Origin of the sequence: Acinetobacter sp. YH16031, from assembly GCF_013417335.1 — a bacterium.
GTDB lineage: Bacteria > Pseudomonadota > Gammaproteobacteria > Pseudomonadales > Moraxellaceae > Acinetobacter.
On record NZ_VPED01000007.1, the window covers coordinates 24,783 to 46,082 of the forward strand.

General features: G+C 44.0%; 18 protein-coding genes and 2 tRNA genes. 10 read left to right on the forward strand and 10 right to left on the reverse strand.

Translation table 11 applies throughout. The features are described 5' to 3' along the window. Positions 1 to 30 precede the first annotated feature (30 nt). The 4 genes from FTV31_RS05020 to FTV31_RS05035 all read right to left on the reverse strand — a co-directional run bounded on the left by FTV31_RS05020 (position 31) and on the right by FTV31_RS05035 (position 5,011). Positions 31 to 1,533 (reverse strand): AAA family ATPase, encoded by a 1,503-nt coding sequence (locus FTV31_RS05020; protein WP_034590271.1) that lies wholly within the window; start codon positions 1,531 to 1,533, stop codon positions 31 to 33. A gap of 19 nt (positions 1,534 to 1,552) precedes the next feature. Then, the gene (gene hisIE, locus FTV31_RS05025; protein ID WP_180013393.1) at positions 1,553 to 2,335 is read right to left on the reverse strand and encodes a bifunctional phosphoribosyl-AMP cyclohydrolase/phosphoribosyl-ATP diphosphatase HisIE; all 783 of its coding nucleotides are present in this window, start codon (positions 2,333 to 2,335) and stop codon (positions 1,553 to 1,555) included. Positions 2,336 to 2,550: 215 nt separating this feature from the next. Beyond that, entirely contained in the window at positions 2,551 to 3,438 is an 888-nt protein-coding gene (locus FTV31_RS05030) for an SDR family NAD(P)-dependent oxidoreductase (RefSeq protein WP_180013395.1), read from the reverse strand. A 295-nt stretch (positions 3,439 to 3,733) separates the two neighbouring features. Next, positions 3,734 to 5,011, reverse strand: coding sequence for an O-acetylhomoserine aminocarboxypropyltransferase/cysteine synthase family protein (locus FTV31_RS05035; RefSeq protein ID WP_180013397.1), 1,278 nt, complete (start codon positions 5,009 to 5,011; stop codon positions 3,734 to 3,736). Positions 5,012 to 5,335: 324 nt separating this feature from the next. Between FTV31_RS05035 and ettA the strand changes: the two genes are divergently transcribed. Continuing rightward, complete coding sequence (gene ettA / locus FTV31_RS05040; protein WP_005233568.1) at positions 5,336 to 6,997, forward strand: energy-dependent translational throttle protein EttA; 1,662 nt, start codon at positions 5,336 to 5,338, stop codon at positions 6,995 to 6,997. Between the two features lie 42 nt (positions 6,998 to 7,039). On the opposite strand, the gene FTV31_RS05045 is transcribed toward ettA, so the two are convergent. The 6 genes from FTV31_RS05045 to FTV31_RS05070 form a co-directional block, all read right to left on the reverse strand. Next, positions 7,040 to 7,450, reverse strand: coding sequence for an SEL1-like repeat protein (locus FTV31_RS05045; RefSeq protein ID WP_180013399.1), 411 nt, complete (start codon positions 7,448 to 7,450; stop codon positions 7,040 to 7,042). Positions 7,451 to 7,767: 317 nt separating this feature from the next. After that, positions 7,768 to 8,109: a hypothetical protein gene (locus tag FTV31_RS05050; RefSeq protein WP_180013401.1), complete on the reverse strand. Its 342-nt coding sequence runs from the start codon at positions 8,107 to 8,109 to the stop codon at positions 7,768 to 7,770. A gap of 143 nt (positions 8,110 to 8,252) precedes the next feature. Continuing rightward, positions 8,253 to 8,328 (reverse strand) — tRNA-Glu (locus FTV31_RS05055). A 36-nt stretch (positions 8,329 to 8,364) separates the two neighbouring features. Continuing rightward, positions 8,365 to 8,440 (reverse strand) — tRNA-Ala (locus FTV31_RS05060). Between the two features lie 57 nt (positions 8,441 to 8,497). Further along, positions 8,498 to 10,006 carry a glutamate--tRNA ligase gene (gene gltX / locus FTV31_RS05065; protein WP_180013403.1) on the reverse strand — a complete coding sequence of 503 codons (1,509 nt, stop codon included), beginning with the start codon at positions 10,004 to 10,006 and terminating at the stop codon, positions 8,498 to 8,500. Between the two features lie 139 nt (positions 10,007 to 10,145). Next, complete coding sequence (locus tag FTV31_RS05070) at positions 10,146 to 10,451, reverse strand: hypothetical protein (protein ID WP_180013405.1); 306 nt, start codon at positions 10,449 to 10,451, stop codon at positions 10,146 to 10,148. Between the two features lie 390 nt (positions 10,452 to 10,841). Here FTV31_RS05070 and FTV31_RS05075 point away from each other — a divergent pair, with 390 nt between their 5' ends. The 9 genes from FTV31_RS05075 (at position 10,842) to FTV31_RS05115 (ending at position 21,293) form a co-directional block, all read left to right on the forward strand. Beyond that, positions 10,842 to 11,846, forward strand: a complete 1,005-nt coding sequence (locus FTV31_RS05075) for a sulfate ABC transporter substrate-binding protein (protein ID WP_180013407.1) — start codon at positions 10,842 to 10,844, stop codon at positions 11,844 to 11,846. Positions 11,847 to 12,088: 242 nt separating this feature from the next. Next, entirely contained in the window at positions 12,089 to 13,108 is a 1,020-nt protein-coding gene (locus tag FTV31_RS05080; RefSeq protein WP_180013409.1) for a sulfate ABC transporter substrate-binding protein, read from the forward strand. Positions 13,109 to 13,298: 190 nt separating this feature from the next. Next, positions 13,299 to 14,210 (forward strand): 16S rRNA (cytosine(1402)-N(4))-methyltransferase RsmH, encoded by a 912-nt coding sequence (rsmH, locus tag FTV31_RS05085; RefSeq protein ID WP_180013411.1) that lies wholly within the window; start codon positions 13,299 to 13,301, stop codon positions 14,208 to 14,210. A gap of 10 nt (positions 14,211 to 14,220) precedes the next feature. Further along, a complete protein-coding gene (gene ftsL / locus FTV31_RS05090; RefSeq protein ID WP_159122699.1) occupies positions 14,221 to 14,553 on the forward strand; it encodes a cell division protein FtsL in 333 nt (110 codons plus the stop codon). A 15-nt stretch (positions 14,554 to 14,568) separates the two neighbouring features. Then, positions 14,569 to 16,392, forward strand: coding sequence for a penicillin-binding protein PBP3 (gene ftsI / locus FTV31_RS05095; RefSeq protein WP_180013413.1), 1,824 nt, complete (start codon positions 14,569 to 14,571; stop codon positions 16,390 to 16,392). Between the two features lie 11 nt (positions 16,393 to 16,403). Next, complete coding sequence (locus FTV31_RS05100) at positions 16,404 to 17,900, forward strand: UDP-N-acetylmuramoyl-L-alanyl-D-glutamate--2,6-diaminopimelate ligase (RefSeq protein ID WP_180013415.1); 1,497 nt, start codon at positions 16,404 to 16,406, stop codon at positions 17,898 to 17,900. A gap of 8 nt (positions 17,901 to 17,908) precedes the next feature. Continuing rightward, positions 17,909 to 19,312, forward strand: a complete 1,404-nt coding sequence (gene murF, locus FTV31_RS05105) for a UDP-N-acetylmuramoyl-tripeptide--D-alanyl-D-alanine ligase (RefSeq protein ID WP_180013417.1) — start codon at positions 17,909 to 17,911, stop codon at positions 19,310 to 19,312. Continuing rightward, on the forward strand, positions 19,313 to 20,431 hold the full coding sequence (mraY, locus tag FTV31_RS05110) for a phospho-N-acetylmuramoyl-pentapeptide-transferase (protein ID WP_179992183.1): 1,119 nt from the start codon (positions 19,313 to 19,315) through the stop codon (positions 20,429 to 20,431). Between the two features lie 58 nt (positions 20,432 to 20,489). Then, on the forward strand, positions 20,490 to 21,293 hold the full coding sequence (locus FTV31_RS05115) for a putative RNA methyltransferase (protein ID WP_180013419.1): 804 nt from the start codon (positions 20,490 to 20,492) through the stop codon (positions 21,291 to 21,293). The last annotated feature ends 7 nt before the right edge of the window (positions 21,294 to 21,300 follow it).

A 21,300-nucleotide genomic window follows, 5' to 3' on the forward strand; every position in this document is an offset into this window, starting at 1 on the left:
GTAGCGTGATTTTTACATCTATGTTTTACCTTAGCCGACGGCTTGGCGCAGTGACTGTGGCATCCTGATTTTCAGTTGTTGAATGAGGTCATAAATGTGATGAATATTTAAGCTTACTTTAGCACGAGTACAGGCCACGTAAAGCAGACGTAACTCTTCGTCACTAATTTTATGGTCTTTCTCATTCAGCTTGAACTGGTAGTCATCTTCAATATGAACGCGATCCCATTCCAGACCTTTGGCCTTATGCGCGGTAGAGATGATGTAGTCTGCTTGCCCGATTGGGGTGATTTTGGCGAGGGCAGTTTTCAGGGGATCAGTGCCATGTTCATCAACCAGTTTGACTAAAGGCTTGATATCACTGCCTTCATTGGTCTCACAGTATTCGTGTACATCATGCCAGGAATTAAACCAGGCCAGTTCAGGTACATCAACCACACGTTTGCCCTGTTTCAGCATCGCAGCGGCATCAACAAAACGGTTCAGTTTGACATGATCCGCTTGCAGGCTGACTTTATCGCCACGTACTAAACCGGCAAGTAATAGTTCCATAGCACGCGCATTGGTCCGGCATAGAATCGCATCGCGTAATTTAGTGTGCGGTTTATTGACGACTTTGGAGTTTAAGTGCGGATTACCGAGTAGGGGCACGGTTTCATTCAATGCTCCCAAAATCGCATTGGCATTTAACGCAATTTCAGGCCCGAAACGGAATGAAGTGGTCAGACGAGATTCGGGTAGCGGCAGCTGCTGCATGGCATTCACTGCGCCACGCCAGGCATAAATCTGCTGATGCGCATCGCCGACATAGATGACCTGAGTGCTACGCTGTTTCAGCAAAATTCCCAGCATCAGTGGATCAGCATCCTGTGCTTCATCAAACAGCACATAGTCGGCAGGAATATTGGGCTCAGACAATGCCCAAAGTTTCAGGTAAATATCATGCCCAATCCCGGCCTGATGATTGGGATCAATTGACTCTAACCAACGCCGTTCAACTGCTGGATAAAGTTTCTTTTGCAATGCTTCAATATCATCTGGGTGTAGCCAGCTCGGTGCCTGAATATGTCGCGGGGCGGGATATTGCGAACTGGTTGAGCAGAAATAGCCAACTGCATTCGCGACCAGACTGGCCAGACGCGAAGGCATCAGTACATATTTTTCATAACGTCCGCCCATCATCCGGCGCAAGGTCATCGGTTCAAGGCGATATTCTTTGGCAATAAAGCTTGGACTTAAACGCGGTAGGCGTAGTTTATCCGTGACTCCACGTGGAACACTGCGAAAAGCCAGGGAGTGAAACGTTCGGCAGTCGACACCACGATGAAACTTGTTTTGTGCTTCTGAGGCAATGGATTTATTAAACGCCAGATACATGCCGCGCCGTTCCGGCATGGCATCACTGATCATTTGCAGGGTCGTGGTTTTACCTGTGCCCGCATAGGCAATGACTTTAAAAGATTTTCCCAGGCGTGCGTTATCAATAGCAGTTGCCTGCTCATAGGTCGCTTTGGGTTTTTGCAGATCAGACACAGGTAGATTCATTCACGATTTAATGTTGGCGATTGGCTTTTTCAACCAGACCGGATAGACCCTGACGGCGTGCCAGTTCATTCAGGACCAGTTGCGGATCCAGGTCGAAGTAACCGAGCATCACAATGGTATGGAACCATAGATCAGCCACTTCATAGATCAGGTCATTCTTGTTGTCTTCAGAGGCTTCAGTTTTGAAATCTTTAGCCGCGATCACGGTCTCAAAGCTTTCTTCACCGACTTTTTCCAGAATCTTGTTGAGGCCTTTATGGTACAGCTTGGCCACATAAGAAGATTCCGGATCAGCTTTCTTACGCTCTGCCATCATCTCGCCCAAGTATGACAATACTTCAACCTGTTCAGACTGAGCGGTTGAGGCATTCATGGCAAGCGTATGCGGATTTGTTGATTTTTCACCGTAAATCGCAGCAGGATCTTTGATTTGTGCATCCACAATTTCCCAGCCATTTGGTGTCAGTTTACGGTAGAAACATGATTCACGACCAGTATGGCAGGCAATACCACCATGCTGTTCAATCTGTAAAATAATCACGTCAGCATCACAGTCCAGACGGATTTCATGCACAGTCTGGAAATGACCAGATTCTTCGCCCTTATGCCATAACTTGTTGCGCGAACGGGAGAAATATACCGCCTGATTTTTTTCAGCAGTTAAAGTCAGCGCTTCGCGGTTCATCCAGGCGACCATCAATACACGACCAGTTTGATGGTGCTGGGCAATGGCAGGGATCAGACCTTGTTCGTTAAATTTTACTTCATCGAGCCATTGCACGTTGTTCATAAGGGTTTCCATTAATTGAATCAGAATATAAAAAGATGGATAGGAAATATCCGTCCATAGTGTACGTGATCTCGTCGCATTTGCGGCAAAAATCTGTGCCTGAAAAGACAGGATGTGTCGTTAGGCACATTCAAATTATAAACCTGAGCGGTTGAATCTCTAAAGTGCAGAAATAAAATAGCCGCCCTTAGGCGGCCAGAATATTGTTGAAGAAATTACCAGTGCTCACCCGGGAAGATCCGCGCATAGGCCTTTTGTACCCAGTTCAGTTTTTGTGGCTGACCCACTGATGCTGAAGAGCTTGGGAACAGGTTATAACCGATCGACATCAGGACATTGTTGATGTCTGGTGCAATCGCATAGGTAATCGAAGCCAGACGTCCCAAATTGGTTGCGACTTTCTTCGGACGTTTCACAATCGCATAAGCAATCAGTTCGGCTGCCTGTTCCGGAGACAGGGTAGGCACATATTTATAAATTTTGGTCGGTGCGATCATTGGCGTACGAACCAAAGGCATATAAATCGAAGTGATCGCAATTTTATGTGAATGGACTTCTGCAGACAGACAGCGGCTGAAAGCATCCAGTGCGGCTTTAGATGCGACATAAGCCGAGAAGCGAGTGGCATTCGCCAATACACCAATCGAGCTGATATTGATGATATGACCTGCACGGCGAATCATCATTTGCGGCAGGATATTCATTACCAGACGCACAGCGCCAAAATAATTTAGCTGCATGGTACGTTCAAAATCATGAAAACGATCCACTGATTCATGCACCGCACGGCGAATCGAGCGACCCGCATTGTTAATCAGGATATCGATATGGTCGACTGAAGCAATAATCTGTTTGGACACTTCATCAATGGATTCCATATTGTTGAGATCACATGGAAATACTGAAGCTTTACCGTCCTTGGATTCAATTTCTTTTTTTACTTGTTCTAGGGTGTCTTTGGTACGCGCGACCAGTAAAACATGTGCGCCAGCATCTGCCAGCTGATGTGCCGTCGTTAAACCTATACCACTGGATGCGCCTGTAATGAGAACAGTTTTACCTGCAATACGTTTTTCCAATTGTTTCTGTAGTCTAGTTTTCACGTTTGTTATCCCTAATTTGAAGACTGCGTTCAAATTATTTTTATTAAAAAATCAAAGATGGCTCTAACAAAGATAAGAGCGAAGATGAGTACTAATATGATAACTAATTATTTAAGAAAATCTATACATTAAACTATTGAAAATAAAATAAAAATTAGAGTAATTGCTCTATTTGTGTTCGCCGTTTCAATTGATTTTTATCATGAAAATAAATCACAAAGCAAGTGATTGTATTCAAAAAATAAATAAAAAAACTCCAGCATTTTTGCTGGAGTTTTCTGCTTTAAAATGAGGCTTAAACTGCTGCGAGAGAGTGTTCCAGATCCGCAATCAGGTCATCAATGTGTTCAATCCCGATCGATAAACGTACCATATCTTCACTTACACCAGCCGATTTGAGCTCTTCAGGATTAAGCTGGCGGTGGGTGGTGGTTGCCGGGTGGCAGGCCAGACTCTTGGCATCCCCAATATTGACCAGACGGGTAAAGAGCTGTAGCGCATCAATAAAACGGCTGCCGCCTTCACGACCATCTTGCACACCAAAAGACAGAATCGCAGACGGTTTACCTTTCACGTATTTTTGTGCCAATGCATGTTGTGGATGGTCTTTTAATCCAGCATAGTTCACCCAATTTACTTTGGGATGTTGCTGTAAATATTCAGCAACTTTTTGCGCATTTTCGGTATGACGCTCCATGCGAAGATTCAGCGTTTCCAGACCCTGCAAGATCAGAAATACACTTAATGGGCTAATTGCGGCACCGGTATTGCGTAATGGCACCACGCGTGCGCGGGCAATATACGCCGCTTCACCCAAAGCTTCGACATAATTGACCCCGTGATAACTCGGATCAGGCGTGTTCAAGACTTTGAAACGCTCCGGATATTTGCCCCAAGGGAATTTACCGCTATCGACAATGGCACCACCAATGGAGTTGCCATGTCCGCCAATATATTTGGTCAGTGAATGCACTACAATGTCAGCGCCATATTCGAAAGGCTTGAGCAGAGCAGGAGTGGCTACGGTATTGTCTACAATGACCGGCACGCCGTATTCATGGGCAATGCTTGAAATGGCTTCCAGGTCAATGATGTTGCCGAGTGGATTACCAATCGATTCGACGAAGACCAGCTTGGTTTTGTCATCAATCAAGTCGCGTAAACTTTCAGGTTTTTGATAATCAAAGAAGCGAACTTCAATACCCTGCTTCGGTAAGGTATGCGCAAACAGGTTGTATGTACCGCCATAAAGCGTGGATACCGAGGCAATATTGTCACCTGCTTCTGCAATGGTCTGGATGGAATAGGTAATCGCAGACATGCCGGAGGCCAGAGCCAACGCACCAATCCCGCCTTCCAGTGCAGCCAGACGTTGTTCTAAAACAGCGGTGGTGGGATTCATAATCCGGGTATAGATATTGCCCTGAACCTTTAAATCGAATAAATCAGCCCCATGTTGAGTATTGTCAAAAGCATAAGACGTCGTTTGGTAGATGGGTACGGCTACAGCTTTTGTTGTCGGTTCCGGGCTATATCCCGCATGAATGGCAAGTGTTTCGTCTTTATAAGTCATGTTTACATCATCTTCGTGAGTTAATTGTATTGATCGGATATTTCATCAGTCTATCATCTGTGAATATGAATAAAAGTGCATATTAGAGAAAAGAATATTCAATTTTCTTATATATGTGGATTTTATTCAGCCGCAGTTGAATATCACCCAGTGTCTACGATTGTGTTTAAAAAACCAACCCGCCATTAGTTGTAACATTCTATTGAAGATGCATGCTATGCCTTATTTTTTTTGTACATTCATCGTATAATGCCCGCCAAATATTTGTTCGCATACTGCTTGAAATAGAATGCGAATGTTGCTTTTTCTATAGAGGAGTCCTACGTGGCCCAATATATTTACACGATGAACCGTGTGTCGAAGATGGTTCCGCCTAAGCGCGAAATCCTGAAAGACATCTCTTTATCATTCTTTCCAGGTGCAAAAATTGGTGTGCTTGGTTTAAACGGTGCAGGTAAATCTACTTTGCTTCGTATTATGGCGGGCGTAGATAAAGATTTCTCTGGTGAAGCGCGTGCGCAACCGGGTATCAAAATTGGTTACCTCGAGCAAGAACCACCACTTGATCCAACCAAAGACGTTCGTGGCAACGTTGAAGACGGCGTACGTGAGGCACTTGATGCATTAGAACGCCTTGATCAGGTATTTGCAGACTATGCAGATCCAGATGCAGACTTCGATGCACTAGCAAAAGAGCAAGAAAAACTGGAAGCGATTATCCAGACTTGGGATGCGCATAACCTGAATAACCAGCTGGAACAGGCTGCAGCAGCATTGAACCTGCCAGCATGGGATGCAGATGTAACCATGCTTTCAGGTGGTGAACGCCGTCGTGTGGCATTGTGCCGTTTGCTGCTGTCTAAACCAGACATGTTGCTTCTTGACGAACCAACCAACCACTTGGATGCAGAATCTGTATCTTGGCTGGAACGCTTCCTGAAAGACTTCCCGGGTACTATCGTGGCGATTACGCACGACCGTTACTTCCTTGATAACGTGGCCGAGTGGATTTTGGAGCTTGACCGTGGACATGGTATTCCTTACCAAGGTAACTATTCTTCTTGGCTGGAACAGAAAAATGCGCGTTTAGAACAAGAGAACAAGCAGGAAGAATCTTTTGCTAAAGCATTGAAAAAAGAACTTGAATGGGTTCGTTCAAATGCGAAAGGCCAGCAGAAGAAAAACAAAGCACGTATGGAACGTTTCGAGGAGCTTAACTCTCGTGAATTCCAGCAACGTAATGAAACTTCTGAAATCTATATTCCACCTGGTCCTCGTCTGGGCAACAAGGTGGTTGAAGTTGAAGGGATCAGCAAATCATTTGGTGACAAATTACTGTATAAAGACCTGTCTTTCACAGTACCACCAACAGCGATTGTCGGTATCGTAGGTCCAAACGGTGCAGGTAAAACTACACTGTTCCGTATGATGACGGGCGAACAGCAACCTGATACTGGTACAGTGACTTTAGGTGATTCTGTAAAAGTTGCTTATGTGGGTCAGATCCGTGACACCCTGGATGACAATAAAACCGTTTGGGAAGAAGTGTCTGGCGGTCTGGATATCCTGAAAGTGGGCGATTACGAAATTGCATCTCGTGCTTATATCGGGCGCTTTAACTTTAAAGGCCAAGATCAGCAAAAACGCGTAGGCGAATTGTCAGGTGGTGAGCGTAACCGTTTACAACTTGCGAAAATCCTGCAACAAGGTGCGAACGTTATCTTGCTCGATGAACCATCAAACGACTTGGACGTAGAAACTTTACGTGCGTTAGAAGATGCAATTCTGGTCTTCCCGGGCTGTGTGATGGTGGTATCGCATGACCGTTGGTTCCTGGACCGTATTGCGACTCACATCTTGTCATTTGAAGATGAAACTCCAGAATTCTTCACCGGTAACTATACCGAGTTTGAAGAGTATCGCCGTAAGAAATATGGCGATGATCTGGCAGCGAAGCGTCAGAAATACCGCAAAATTGGTGCTTAATTAAAGCGCATAAAAAACCAGCCTTTGGGCTGGTTTTTTTATTTAATATTGGACACTCATTTGGCTATAAGTATTTGATAACAGCCGCGCAGCTTTTAAATGACCTTGCTGTTTAGCCTTATTCAGCCATTCCTCAGCATGAAAATAATTCTGATCTAAACCTAGACTACCTTTAAGAAAGTGTTTACCCAGTCTATATTGCGCTTCGGCGTGTCCACGCGTGGCTGCACTTAAGTAGTTCCAGAAAGCATTGCGTTGATAATTTTCTTGCTGCTCTAGCTGCGCAATTTGAAAATGTTCGGCTTGGCGGTGCTTTAAAGCATGGCAAAGCTTTTCAAACTGTACAGCTTCCAGATAATAAGTGTCTGCTTCAGAAATAGAATTTTCCACTTCTGTACCCGTAGGCTCTTCATGAGAAAACAGAAAATGTATGACTTTTTTGAGTTTAAGCATTTTTATTCCTCACGTTTGCCATTATTAATAATTATTTAAACTATCCACTAAAGACTACAATATAAAGCGGTTTTATTTCGGTAATGAATTACATGCTTTTAGTCTCATGTTGATATTTTTGTGTATTTAATGAGCAAAAACAAGCAGTAGAAATAAAAAAACTTCATTTTAAAAGTGAAGTAAATTAGAAAAAATATGAATTTATTGCTCTAGTCGACACTTTAATATTGGATGGTAGAAAATTTAGTTTTACTAATAAAAAAATCTTGCATAAGCATGCAAGATTTTTAGCTTTGAAAATGAGTGAACTATAGAAATCAGATTTCCCACTCATGATTGCATTCACGGCATTTCCATTTCTTTTGGCTTTGCATGAAAGCTTGCATAGAAATTTTAAAATCAGGCAAATCTTTATAGAACATGAAGCCTGCGATCAGACAGATAATAAACACGATCACAGTGGCGGTCTGTAAAGTCGTACCTGCACCATCTCCAAAAATCCATATCGCGATGCTAATGATGACCAGCAGCAATAATACAAACAGGGCAGGCACCAGCATGATCAGGCTTTTAGGCACGACAGGACGCGCCGCTGGTTGACCTGGCTGAGCCACAGGCATGATTTTTGGGCTTTGACATTTAGGGCAACGATATTGCATTACAACTCCAAAATTCTAAATTACTGATTATTTTATCGGAAGATACGCAAAAACCGAAATACCGCCAATATAAAACAGACAGACAATAAAAAACCCAAGTCACAATGCTTGGGTTTTTTATTAAGATGTTGCCATCTTGAATATGGCGTCCCTACGGGGATTCGAACCCCGGTTACCGCCGTGAAAGGGCGATGTCCTAGGCCTCTAGACGATAGGGACAAATGAGGCAAATACACAGGTAAAGCAAGACTTATTTGGTGGAGTCAAGGAGGATCGAACTCCTGACCTCTACAATGCCATTGTAGCGCTCTACCAACTGAGCTATGACCCCAGTCTGTGTGAGCGCTATATTATGGATATAACGCTCAGCCGTCAACTAAAAAATAAATTAAGCTTGATCAACTGCTTCATTTTTCGGCAGTTTCAGACTCTCATTCAGTTTTTCCCAAGCTTTTACTTCTTTCTTGCTAGGACCACCCACAACTTCCAGTGCGTGGCGCAGGCGGGCAAAAGTCAGATCCGGACCAATGGTAACCATGGTCTGCATGACTGGGGTAGAAGCGGTTGAACCGGCAATGGCAATAAAGAACGCTGGCATAAAGTCACGTAATTTAATGCCCATCTGATTCGCCAAATCCATCAGCGTTTGGCTGACAGTGTCATTGTTCCAGGTGAACAGACTTTCCAGACGCCAGATCGCAAATTGCAAGCTTTGACGCACTTGTTCTTCAGAAAGTTTTTTGCTTTCGAACTGTTCTTTAGTCAAAGTCGGGAAATGGTTGAAATAATGCGCTGACCAGTTCACTGCTTCAGACAGCAGATTGATCCGTGGTTGAATTGCAGCAGCGATTTCTTCCAGTTTGGCACGGTCTGCTTTCCAAGCCAGTAAGGTATCTAACAGTTCAGCAGGAGAGAGAGCTTTAATCCATTGGCCATTTAACCAGTTGAGTTTCTCAACATCAAAGATTGGGCCACCCAGAGAGACACGGTTAATGTCAAAGTGTTCAATCATTTCAGCCAACGTGAACTTTTCACGCTCATCTGGCATTGACCAGCCCATACGGCCCAGATAGTTCAGCAATGCTTCTGGCAATACGCCGATATCTTTGTAGTAGTTAATTGAGGTCGGGTTCTTGCGTTTAGACAGTTTTGATTTGTCCGGGTTACGCAGTAGCGGCATATGGCACAGGACTGGCATGTCCCAACCAAAGTATTTGTACAGCAACTGATGTTTTGGTGCAGATGGAATCCATTCTTCACCACGAATCACATGAGTAATTTGCATCAGATGGTCATCAACCACGTTTGCCAGATGATAAGTTGGCAGACCATCAGTTTTCAGCAGAATTTGCATATCGACTTGCGCCCATGGAATTTCTACTTCACCGCGCAGCATGTCATTAAAGGTACATACACCTTCAGCTGGCACTTTCATACGGATCACGTGCGGTTCACCAGCTGCCAGACGACGTGCCACTTCTTCTTTAGACAGTTTCAGACCGCGGCCATCGTAGCGTGGAGTTTCACCACGAGCCTGCTGTTCAGCACGCATTTCATCCAGTTCTTGCGCTGTTGCGAAACAGTAGAAGGCATGACCTTTATCTACCAGTTCTTCTGCGTATTTTTTATAGATGCTCATCCGTTCTGACTGACGGTAGGGTGCATGTGGACCACCGACATCTGGGCCTTCTGACCAGTTCAGACCTAACCAGCGTAGTGAGTCCAGAATCATTTTTTCAGATTCAGGAGTAGAGCGCAGCTGATCTGTATCTTCAATACGAAGAATGAATTCTCCCCGGTGCTGTTTGGCAAAACACAGGTTGAACAGGGCAATATAGGCAGTTCCCACATGCGGGAAACCGGTAGGAGAAGGTGCAATACGAGTACGAACAGTCATAACCGGATCTAATCTTAAATATAAAATTGCAGCTATTATAACGAAAAAGCCACATCACTTAATGCTTTATTCAACATTGAATGATGCGGCTTTTCAGGATGAGCAAAATATAACGAATGTGGAGAACTAAAACTAAGTCTTATGAATTACTCGGAGAAAAAATACTTTGTACAAAGCGGGTAAAGCGCAGGTTTTGAGCTGCAAAAAAGCTTTGAGTCGGATTTGATTTGAACGCAGTCAGCGCTTTAAGTTCATCCTCAGTATGAAAAGCATTTTTATCAGCCTTATGTTGCTGAATTGCTTTTTCAATTGGTGATGTTTTCACTTCAATTGCACTTACAGAGGCTTTAGGTAGCTCTGTTTTTACAACTACGGCATGGCCAAGTTGAATCGAGAACAGCATGATAAGACTTAGGATGCTGGCTGTGAATATTTTAAATTTCATATCCAAACTTCCTCCTTGGCTCTGGTTAATCTTGTTTTGTTAAAAATGTTGTTATAATACTGGCTACAATCTAATCACATTCAGATATAAAAAAGTAGAACCAGGTCACATTTTTTACAAAAAACTAATATTTCTCTGTGGAAAATTACTAAATCTCAGAATTTCCACATTTAAGTTGACTATTTGTAACAGATAACTGTGTAGAGATCGTGAAGAACTGTCTTATATTGTAGCAGGATATTAAATTTTTAGGGGAAAATGTATCCGAAATGAATTGTGAGCATATATATCAAAAATAGAATATGATTGGATAAAATATTATAAACGCATGATTGTTAAGTAATTTTTTTATTTATATAGTGCTGGATAAATTAGCAATGAGCACTAATCATGAAAAAGATAATAACTTCTACTATTTTAGTATTACTTGGCGGAAGTGCCATTCCTGGCTATGCTGCAAAAGACTTTCTCAACGTTTCCTATGATCCGACCCGCGAATTCTATCAGGAATATAATGAAGAATTTGGTAAGTTCTGGAAACAGAAAACCGGGCAAGCGGTCAATTTCAAACAGTCGCATGGCGGTTCAGGCAAACAGGCACGCTCTGTGGTGGATGGTTTGCAGGCCGATGTAGTCACTTTGGCACTGGCCAATGACATCGAAGAAATCGTCAATGCAGGCTTAATCGAAAAGGGCTGGCAGAAAGAGTTCCCAAGTAATTCGGCTCCTTATACTTCTACAATTGTCTTTCTGGTTCGTAAAGGCAATCCAAAACAGATTAAAGACTGGAATGACCTAACCAAACCAGGCGTTGAAATTATTACGCCAAACCCGAAAACTGGCGGTGCACCGCGCTGGATTTATCTTTCTGCCTGGGGTTATGCTTTGAAACAGCCGGGTGGTAGTGATGCCAAAGCCAAAGAACTGGTGAAAAAACTCTATGCCAATGTCAAAGTGTTGGATTCAGGTGCGCGTGGTTCATTAACGACCTTTGCTGAACGCGGGATCGGCGATGTATTACTCTCTTGGGAAAATGAAGCGTTATTGGCTACGCAAGGTCTGGGTAAAGATAAATATGAAATTGTTTATCCTTCAATTTCTATTCTGGCTGAGCCTTCAGTGGCGATTGTCGACAAGACCGTGGATAAAAATGGCAACCGTAATTTGGCCAAAGGTTATCTGAACTATTTATATTCACCAAAAGGGCAGGAGTTGGCAGCGAAATATTACTTCCGTCCACGCGATGCCAAAGCAGCAGCAAAATATGCGGCACAATTCCCGAAAATCCAGACTTTTACTATTGATAAAGTCTTTGGCGGCTGGGCAAAAGCGCAGAAAACCCATTTTGTGAATGGGGCAATTTACGATCAGATCTCTGTGGAAAACCGTAAATAATCTTACTTACTGAACCATAATGAGAAAGCGGATAATTTATTATCCGTTTTTTTTATATCTAAAGCATAAAATGCTATAAAAATGGGATAAGCCTTTAATCTAGATATTTTTATTATATAAAACATGAAATTAAAACAAAAAATAACTAAATATTACCCTGTATGCACTTTGTTTGCTCAATTGCGAAAAATAACTTTATTTCATATAGTTATATCTAATGAAGATAATCTCCCGATACTCTTATGAAAACTCAATTAAAATCATTCGTTAGTGCTGCCTTATTGGCAACAGGTCTGACATTTACTGCAACTGCGAGCCAAGCTGCGGATCGTGAATTCCTGAACGTTTCTTATGATGCAACCCGTGAATTCTATGACGAATTCAACAAATCTTTTGGTGCCTACTGGAAAAAACGAACCGGTATTGATGTGAACTTTAAACAGTCACACGGCGGTTCAGGTAAACAGGCGCGTTCTGTGGTCGACGGTTTAAAAGGTGATGTGGTTACCTTGGCATTGGCAAACGATATTGAAGAGATCGTAAGATCTGGTCAGATTCAGCCAGGCTGGCAAAAAGAGTTCCCGCATAATTCTGCACCTTATACTTCAACGATTGTCTTCATGGTGCGTAAGGGTAACCCTAAAGGAATTAAAGACTGGAAAGATCTGACTAAACCGGGTGTAGAAATTATTACACCAAATCCGAAAACTGGTGGCTTGCCACGTTGGGTTTATCTGTCAGCTTGGGGTTATGCAGAGAAACAGCCGGGTGGTAGCAAAGCCAAAGCCCAAGAATTTGTCGGCAAGCTTTATAAAAACGTCAAAGTGATGGACTCTGCTGCACGTGCATCGATGACCACATTTGCTGAACGTAATATTGGTGATGTGTTGTTAACTTGGGAAAATGAAGCTCTGGTAACGCAAAAAACTCTGGGTAAAAATAAGTTTGATATCGTTTATCCATCTTTGACCATTCTGACTGAACCCTCTGTAGCCATCGTAGATCGTACCGTAGATAAAAATGGCAATAAATGGTTAGCTAAAGGTTATATTAACTATCTTTACTCTCCACTTGGTCAGGACATGGCAGCACGACATTTCTACCGTCCACGTAATGAGAAAGTCTTAGCCAAATATTCATCACAGTTCCCGAAAATTAAAACCTTTACGATTGATGAAGTATTCGGTGGCTGGGCCAATGCACAGAAAACTCACTTTGTGAATGGCGCGATCTTCGACCAGATTTATAACTCGAAGCGTTAATCTGTTGATTAAAAAATAAATTTAAAATATAAGAAAGCTTCCTCGATGGAGGCTTTTTTATCGACTGTCGAAAAATAAAAACGGTTTTCTCTATAGAAATTAATATTTATCTACAAAAAGTCGTTTGGAGCTTTAGCTAAACAGAGTGATAATGTGCAGTTAAATTTTTCGCCCTATTGATTGAGTTTTTATGTCACATATTTCTGTATTACTTCACGAAACGATTGATGCCTTACTGGCTGGTCGCGATACGGGAATTTATGTGGATGGAACCTTTGGCCGCGGTGGGCATACACGTTTATTGCTTTCCAAATTAGATGAAAATGCACGCGTCTATGCTTTCGATAAAGATCCGCAAGCATTGGCTGTTGCCGCAGAACTGGAACAGGAAGATTCACGTTTTAAAATTATCCATGCCAGCTTCGCTGATTTAAAACAGGCATTAGCTGAGCAGGGTATTGAAAGTGTAGATGGTGTGATGGCTGACTTAGGGGTGTCTTCACCGCAGCTGGATCAGGCAGAACGTGGTTTTAGCTTTATGAAAGATGGCCCGCTGGATATGCGTATGGACAACTCGCAAGGTCCGACTGCAGCAGAATGGCTGGTGGATATTGAAGAAGAAGCACTGGCTAATGTGATTTTTCAGTATGGGGAAGAGCGTTATAGTCGCCGTATAGCCAAAGCGATCAAGGCTGCCGGATATATTGATACCACAGCCAAACTGGCGGAAATTGTGAAAGTTGCCCATCCAAAATGGGAAAAAAATAAACATGCTGCCACCCGAACTTTCCAGGCAATTCGTATTGCTATTAATAAAGAATTAGAAGATATTGAAACTTTCCTCCCTCAAGCGGTTGAGATTTTAAAACCGGAGGGACGTTTGGCTGTGATCAGTTTCCATTCACTGGAAGACCGGTTGATTAAACAGTTTATTCAAAAAGAATCAACGCTTGAAGAAGATTCAGGCTGGGGAATGCCGCAACAACAAAAGGATACGCGACGTTTAAAGAAAATCGCCCGGGTCAAGGCAAGTGATGAGGAAGTTAAAGCCAATCCTCGTTCACGTAGCGCATGGCTGCGCGTGGCAGAACGTTTAGCTTAATAGGCACATCATGAAAACTGAAGTGGTTGATAAAAAAACAGAAAAGTTATGGCTGAAAAAAGTCATTATTTACCTCATATTGATATTGATGGTCTTCATCAGTGCGGTATTTGTCGTCTTCCAGGTCTTTGAATACCGTCAGGATAACCGCAAACTGAGTACCTATCTGCGCGAACGGGATGATTTGAATGCAGAGTGGGGACGTTTGCTGATTGAACAGCAGACCTTTGGTGCGACCGCGCAAATTGGTACCCGTGCAGTGACCCAGTTAAGGATGTATTCACCTCCGATTTCACAGAGTGTCGTGATTTCCTTACCACAACCTTCAGATGAGAAAAAATAAGGCTAGCGCTCGAACATGGTAGACAAGAGAAAGAAGCAACCGGTACGTAAAAAGCAGTCCGTCACCGAGAAAAATGCCTTAAATGTTTATATCAACCGTTTTTACATCATGTGGGCTGTGGTGCTGCTGTGTTTTGTAACACTGATCGGCCGTGCTTTCTATGTGCAGATTATTAATAAGGATTTTCTGCAAAATAAAGCCAATGCCAATATTCTGCGAACCAATACCATCAAAGCCATGCGTGGCGTAATTTATGATCGTAATGGTATTCCGCTGGCGATCAGTACGCCGATTATGAAAATCGTGATTGACCCACGTGACTATTTTGATAATAAAAAACTCTATGATGAAACCATGCTGGCACTACAGAAAGAGCCGAATAGCCGTAAACTAAAACGCCAGCTCCCAGATAAAAACCTGAATCTGGATGAGCTGGCTGATGCAGTGGGCATGGATCGTGCTGAATTGCGCAAAAAGATGGAAGAGCGTCCACGTTCACGTTATCTGATCCTGAAAAAAGAAGTGCCGCCACAACAGGCGGAACTGATCATGAAGCGTAATTTCCAAGGTGTGTATACCGAGAAAAACTATAAGCGCTATTATCCTCAGCCCCAGCCAAACTCCCAGATTATTGGTCTGACCAATAGTGAAGGTACCGGGATCGAAGGTCTGGAGATGCAGCTGAATACCCGTCTTGCCGGTCAGGATGGTGAACAGCAGATTATCCGTGACAAAAAAGGCAACCGCGTTAAAGAACCGGAAGTGATTAAAGAAGTTGAGCCAGGTGAAAACATTACCCTGAGTATCGACTCACGTTTACAGTACATTATGTATCGTGAACTGACTGCAGCAGGCGTCGCCAATAATGCCCGCTCCGCAACAGCGATTGCAGTCGACGTCAAAACCGGTGAAATTCTGGCAATGTCTTCTTGGCCCTCTTATAACCCGAATGACAAGAATGGCTTATTAAATAAAGACGCAATGCGTAACCGTGGTGCTGTCGATTCCTTCGAGCCGGGTTCAACCATGAAGCCGCTAACAGTGGCGATGGCTTTGGAGAGTGGCAAATACACGGCCAATTCGGTGATCAATACGAGTCCAGGTAGTATGCGGGTTGGAAACCACACCATCCGTGATACGCATAACTACGGCCAGTTGACACTGGGTGGCATTATCCAGAAATCATCAAACGTCGGTGTAGCTAAATTAGCTTTGTCACTGCCGTATGAAACTTTACCGACTTTCTATAAACGTCTTGGTTTTGGTCAGCGTTCCGCAGTGAAATTTCCGGGTGAAAGTTCCGGTTTGATTCTGCCGCCAAGTAAATGGAATGTATCTGAAGTAGCAACTATGGCTTATGGTTATGGTCTGAATGCGACTGTGCTGCAATTGGCTGATGCCTATGCCATGCTGGCGAACAAAGGTGTGAAAGTGCCTTTAAGCCTGTATAAATTAGAAGAACAGCCCCAAGGCGAGCAGATGATTGATCCACAAATCGCACAACAGGTTCTGCTGATGATGGAGACTGCAACTTTGCCTGGTGGTACAGCAACCCGTGCAACCGTACCTGGTTATCGTGTTGCAGGTAAAACCGGTACTGCGCATAAATTGCGTGCCGATCGTAAAGGCTATTCAACCAGTGAATACCGTGCTTTATTTGCCGGTGTAGCACCCGTGAGTGATCCACGTATTGCCATGGTGGTGGTCGTGGAAAATCCGCAAGGGTCTTATTATGGTGGTATGGTATCTGCACCTGTCTTTGCCCGTGTGATGCAGGAATCTTTACGCCTGCTGAATGTCCCGTTGGACAAACCTTTAGAATCTCCCAAAGTCCAGTAAATAGGTGATCAATGTCCATTACATTTCAAGATCTCTACGCCGTTCAAGAACCTGCTGAATGGATGCGACAATCCTTTCAGGGTTTCGAACTGGACAGCCGCAAAGTCAAATTGGGGCAAATTTTTATTGCTCTGACCAGCTTGTCTCAACCTGAAAAAACCGCAGAATATGCCAAGAAAGCCCTGTCATTAGGCGCGTTAGCGGTGATTTCTGAACAGGAGCTGGGTGTTACTCCAGCTTTGGTAGTACCCAATGTCCGTCACTTGATGGGCGAGTGGCAAAAGCGCTATCTGCAAGCGACTCAGCCAGTCAAGGCTGCCCGTATTCTGGCCGTGACCGGCACCAATGGTAAAACCACGATTTCCCGTCTGGTTGCTGAGTTATTAATGCTGCAAGGCAAAGCCTGTGCAGTTATGGGGACTACAGGGAATGGTATTTTGCCGAATCTGGAAGCCTCTTCTCATACCACACTGGATGCCCTGCAATTGCAAAATGCCTTGCATGCCTATGCACAGGCAGGCGCGGAATTTGCTTCAATTGAAGCGAGTTCGCATGGTCTGGAGCAGGGTCGTCTGAATGGTTGTGCGATTGAAATTGCGGCTTATAGCAATTTAAGTCGTGACCATCTCGACTATCACGGTACGCTGGAAGCTTATGCAGAAGCAAAATCGCGTTTATTCAGCTTTGAATCTCTGAAAGTTGCAGTCATCAATATTGATGACGCACATGCAGAGGTGATGCTGAATACTGCAAAAGCCAATCCGAATCAGCCGAAAATTCTGACTTATTCTTTGTCGCAAGCAGCTGATTATCAGGTTCAGGATATCCAGTACAGTATTTCCGGTGCTGAATTCAAACTGATCACTGCACAAGATACATTTACTGTGCATAGTCCTTTGCTGGGTCATTTTAATATCGAAAATCTGGTTGCCAGCCTGGTTGTGGCAGAGCAAGCCGGTTTTGCATTAGCCGATTTAATCGCAACTGTGCCCGAGCTGAAAGGTGCCCCAGGCCGTATGCAGGTCATTCGTGATGATGAGCGTTTATTTGTTGTGGATTATGCACATACTCCAGATGCCCTCACTCAGGTCTTGCTTACGCTGAAGCGCCATGTCAGTCAAAAACTCTGGGTTACTTTTGGTTGTGGCGGTGACCGTGATCGTGGTAAACGCCCGTTGATGACTCAAGCGGCCCTCGAAGGTGCTGATATTGCAGTGCTGACTTCGGACAATCCACGTACTGAAGATCCAAACCAGATTTTCGCTGACATGAAGCAGGGTATCGATTTTTCAGGCAAAACCTATCATGAAACTCATGACCGTCGTGAAGCAATCCGCTTTGTAGTCGATCAGGCACAGTCAGGTGACATTGTGGTGATTGCCGGTAAGGGACACGAAAATTATCAGGAGATTGATGGGGTGCGACATTGGTTTGATGATGTGGTCGAGGTACAGGCCGCGATTGATGCCCAGCATCACAACCGTGATTTAGCATTTCCAGCGCATTAGGATTTTACATGCATACTTCAACAACAAGTACCGTGCCTCTAGAGCCATGGACAATTGAACAGTTACAGCAAGCCACTCAGGGTTATTGGCTGAATGATAAAAAACCTGAAGGCCAGATTAAGCGGATTTTAACTGATTCCCGTCATGCCGAAGCAGGTGATGTTTTTCTGGCACTCAAAGGTGAGCATTTTGATGCGCATGACTTTATCGCCCAAGTGGCTGAGAAGGGCTGTGGAATCGCAATTGTCAGTCGACCTGTTGATGCAAATATTTGCCAGCTAGTAGTTGAAGACACTCGTCTGGCACTGGGTCATCTTGGCGCTTATCGTCGTCAGCAAAACTCACAGCTTAAAGTCATTGCTTTGACTGGCAGTAGCGGTAAAACCACGACCAAGGAAATGCTGGGCAGTATCCTGTCACGTCTGGCACCGACTTTAGTCACTCGCGGTAACCTGAATAATGATTTGGGTGTCCCAATGATGTTGCTGGAACTGCGTGCTGAACATCAGTATGCAGTGATGGAACTGGGTGCAAGCCATCAGGGTGAAATTGATTACACTTCCAACCTGGTACAGCCGCATGTGGCCGGTATCATTAATATCGGTACCGCACACTTAGGTGAGTTTGGTGGCCGTGATGGGATTTGTCGCGCCAAGTCTGAAATCTATTCGCATATTTCTGAAACTTCGATTGTGCCTGCAGCTGATGATTATGCCGAGCAAATCCGTGCAGCCGTCAAAACTGAGAAAACTTTGAGTTTTGGTCAGGGCGGTGATGTCTATGCAACTGACGTAGAACTACATCCGCAATCTGCGACTTTCACACTAAATACACCGCAAGGCAGTAAAACCGTAAATCTGCCATTTGCTGGTGAACACAATGTGCAAAACGCAACTGCAGCGGTGGCTTTTTCTTTGGCGATTGGTATCAGTCTGAATGATATCGTGGCTGGCCTTGAACAGGCTGTTGGTGCCAAAGGTCGTTTGAACTTTATTCCGCACAAAGATTTTTTATTTATTGATGATACCTACAATGCCAATCCAAGCTCGATGCGTGGAGCGGCTGAAGTTTTAGCGCAGCAGCAGGGTATTCGAGTGATGGTGACCGGTGATATCGGTGAACTGGGTTCATCTGCCGCGATCGAGCATTATAAACTTGGTCGGGATCTGGTATCGGTCAAAAGCATTAATTTTGTGGTGGCTGTGGGTGAATTTGCTCCAGCTGCACAAGAAGGTGCACGTAGTACGCAATATGGTAAGAAGATGCAGGCTTTCCTCAATCAGGAGCAGGCTTTACCATTTTTAATTGATTTGATTGAAACACATCATCCCCAGCCAATGTCTTTTCTATTTAAAGGGTCGCGTTTTACCCATATGGAAACATTAATGGCTGCATTGATGGAGAAACTCTAAATGCTGTTATGGCTATTTGACCAGCTGGCGGGCTTTGATAGCACGTTTCAGGTGGTTCGTTATTTAACTTTACGTGCTTTGCTCAGCGTTTTGACTGCTATGACTATCGGTTTGGTCTTGGGTCCGATCATGATTCGCAAATTGCAGGCACTAAAATATGGTCAGGCAGTAAGTTCGTTTGCTCCTGAGAATCATGCCAAGAAAATGGGCACACCGACCATGGGTGGGGTGCTAATCCTGCTCTCGATCGGGATCTCTACCTTATTGTGGGCAGACCTGACGAATCCTTATGTCTGGATTGTACTCTCGGTGATGGTGATTTTTGGTGCCGTTGGTTGGGCGGATGACTGGATTAAAATCCGTTATAAAGACAATGCCGGTTTACCTGCACGCAAGAAATTCTTCTGGACATCAGTGGGTTCTTTGGGTGCTGGTATTGCACTATATGTCATCGCACAGCAGCAATCGAATCCGGTTGTGACTGCCAATATGCTGGATGTGCTGATTCCATTCTTTAAGGATCACACCATTCCATTGTCCGTGATTCCGTTGGGAATTGGCTTCATTATTTTCACTTACTTCGTGATTAATGGTGCATCCAATGCCGTAAACCTGACTGATGGTCTGGATGGTCTGGCAATCATGCCAATTGTCCTGGTTGCGGCAGGTTTAGGGGTATTTGCTTATCTGGCAGGCGATGTACGTTTCGCTAACTACTTACATATCCCTTATGTAAAATATTCTTCTGAACTGGTAGTGATCTGCGCTGCGATGATTGGTGCCGGTCTGGCATTCCTCTGGTATAACGCTCACCCAGCTCAAGTGTTCATGGGTGATGTAGGGGCGTTATCTTTAGGTGCAATGCTGGGTACGATTGCTGTGATGGTGCGTCAGGAAATCGTGTTTGCGATTATGGCAGGTGTATTCCTGGTGGAAGCAATTTCAGTCTTCCTGCAAATCGGTTCATTAAGAATGCGTAATAAACGGGTATTCCTGATGGCACCGCTGCATCACCATTATGAAAAGAAAGGCTGGCGTGAAACTCAAGTCGTCATCCGTTTCTGGATTATTACGATTATGCTGGTAGTTTTGGGCCTAATGACCTTAAAATTACGCTAAGAAATGCATTTGAAAAAGTCGGCGCATGCCGGCTTTTTTGTTTTGGAGAAATTAAAAAATGAACCTACTGATGTGTCCTGTTTGTCGTGAGCAGTTACGCTTAAATGAACGTACATGGCGCTGTGACAATCAGCATAGCTATGATGTAGCCAAGCAGGGTTATGTGAATCTACATGTGGTGCAGCATAAACATAGTAAAAATCCGGGCGATACGCCTGAATCTGTGCAGGCACGCCGTGCATTTCTGAGTGCAGGTCATTATGCGCCTTTGCAACATGCTGTGGTCAAGAAAATCCGTGAGCTGCGGATTGAAAACCTGCTCGATATTGGTTGTGGTGAAGGTTATTACACTAATGCCATGCAGGCTGAAGTCATGCAATGTGTCGGCGTAGATATTGCCAAAAATGCAGTTCAGGTCGCAGCTAAACTGAATAAAGAAATTACCTGGGTGGTAGGGACAGGGGCAACCTTGCCGGTATTGGATCAATCCATTGATCTCTGTACCAGCTTATTTAGTCCGATTCCGAAACAAGAAATATTGCGGGTATTAAAGCCAAAATCTTATTTGATGGTAGTGACGCCTGCACCACAACATTTGTATGCGATGCGGGAAGCCTTATTTGAGGAAGTGAAAGCACATGAACCACATAAATTTGTTGAGCAGTTGCAGGATGTATTTAATCTGGTAAGTGAACAGGTGATTGATGCGCCAATGACTTTGCCTCAAGCGGATTTAAAAAACCTGATTGCTATGACTCCCTATGCTTATAAAGCCAAACCTGAACGCCGTTTGGCACTTGAGCAGCAGGATCAATTCGATTTAATGGCCCAATTCCAGATTTATGTATTTCAGAAGAAGTAAATCGGGC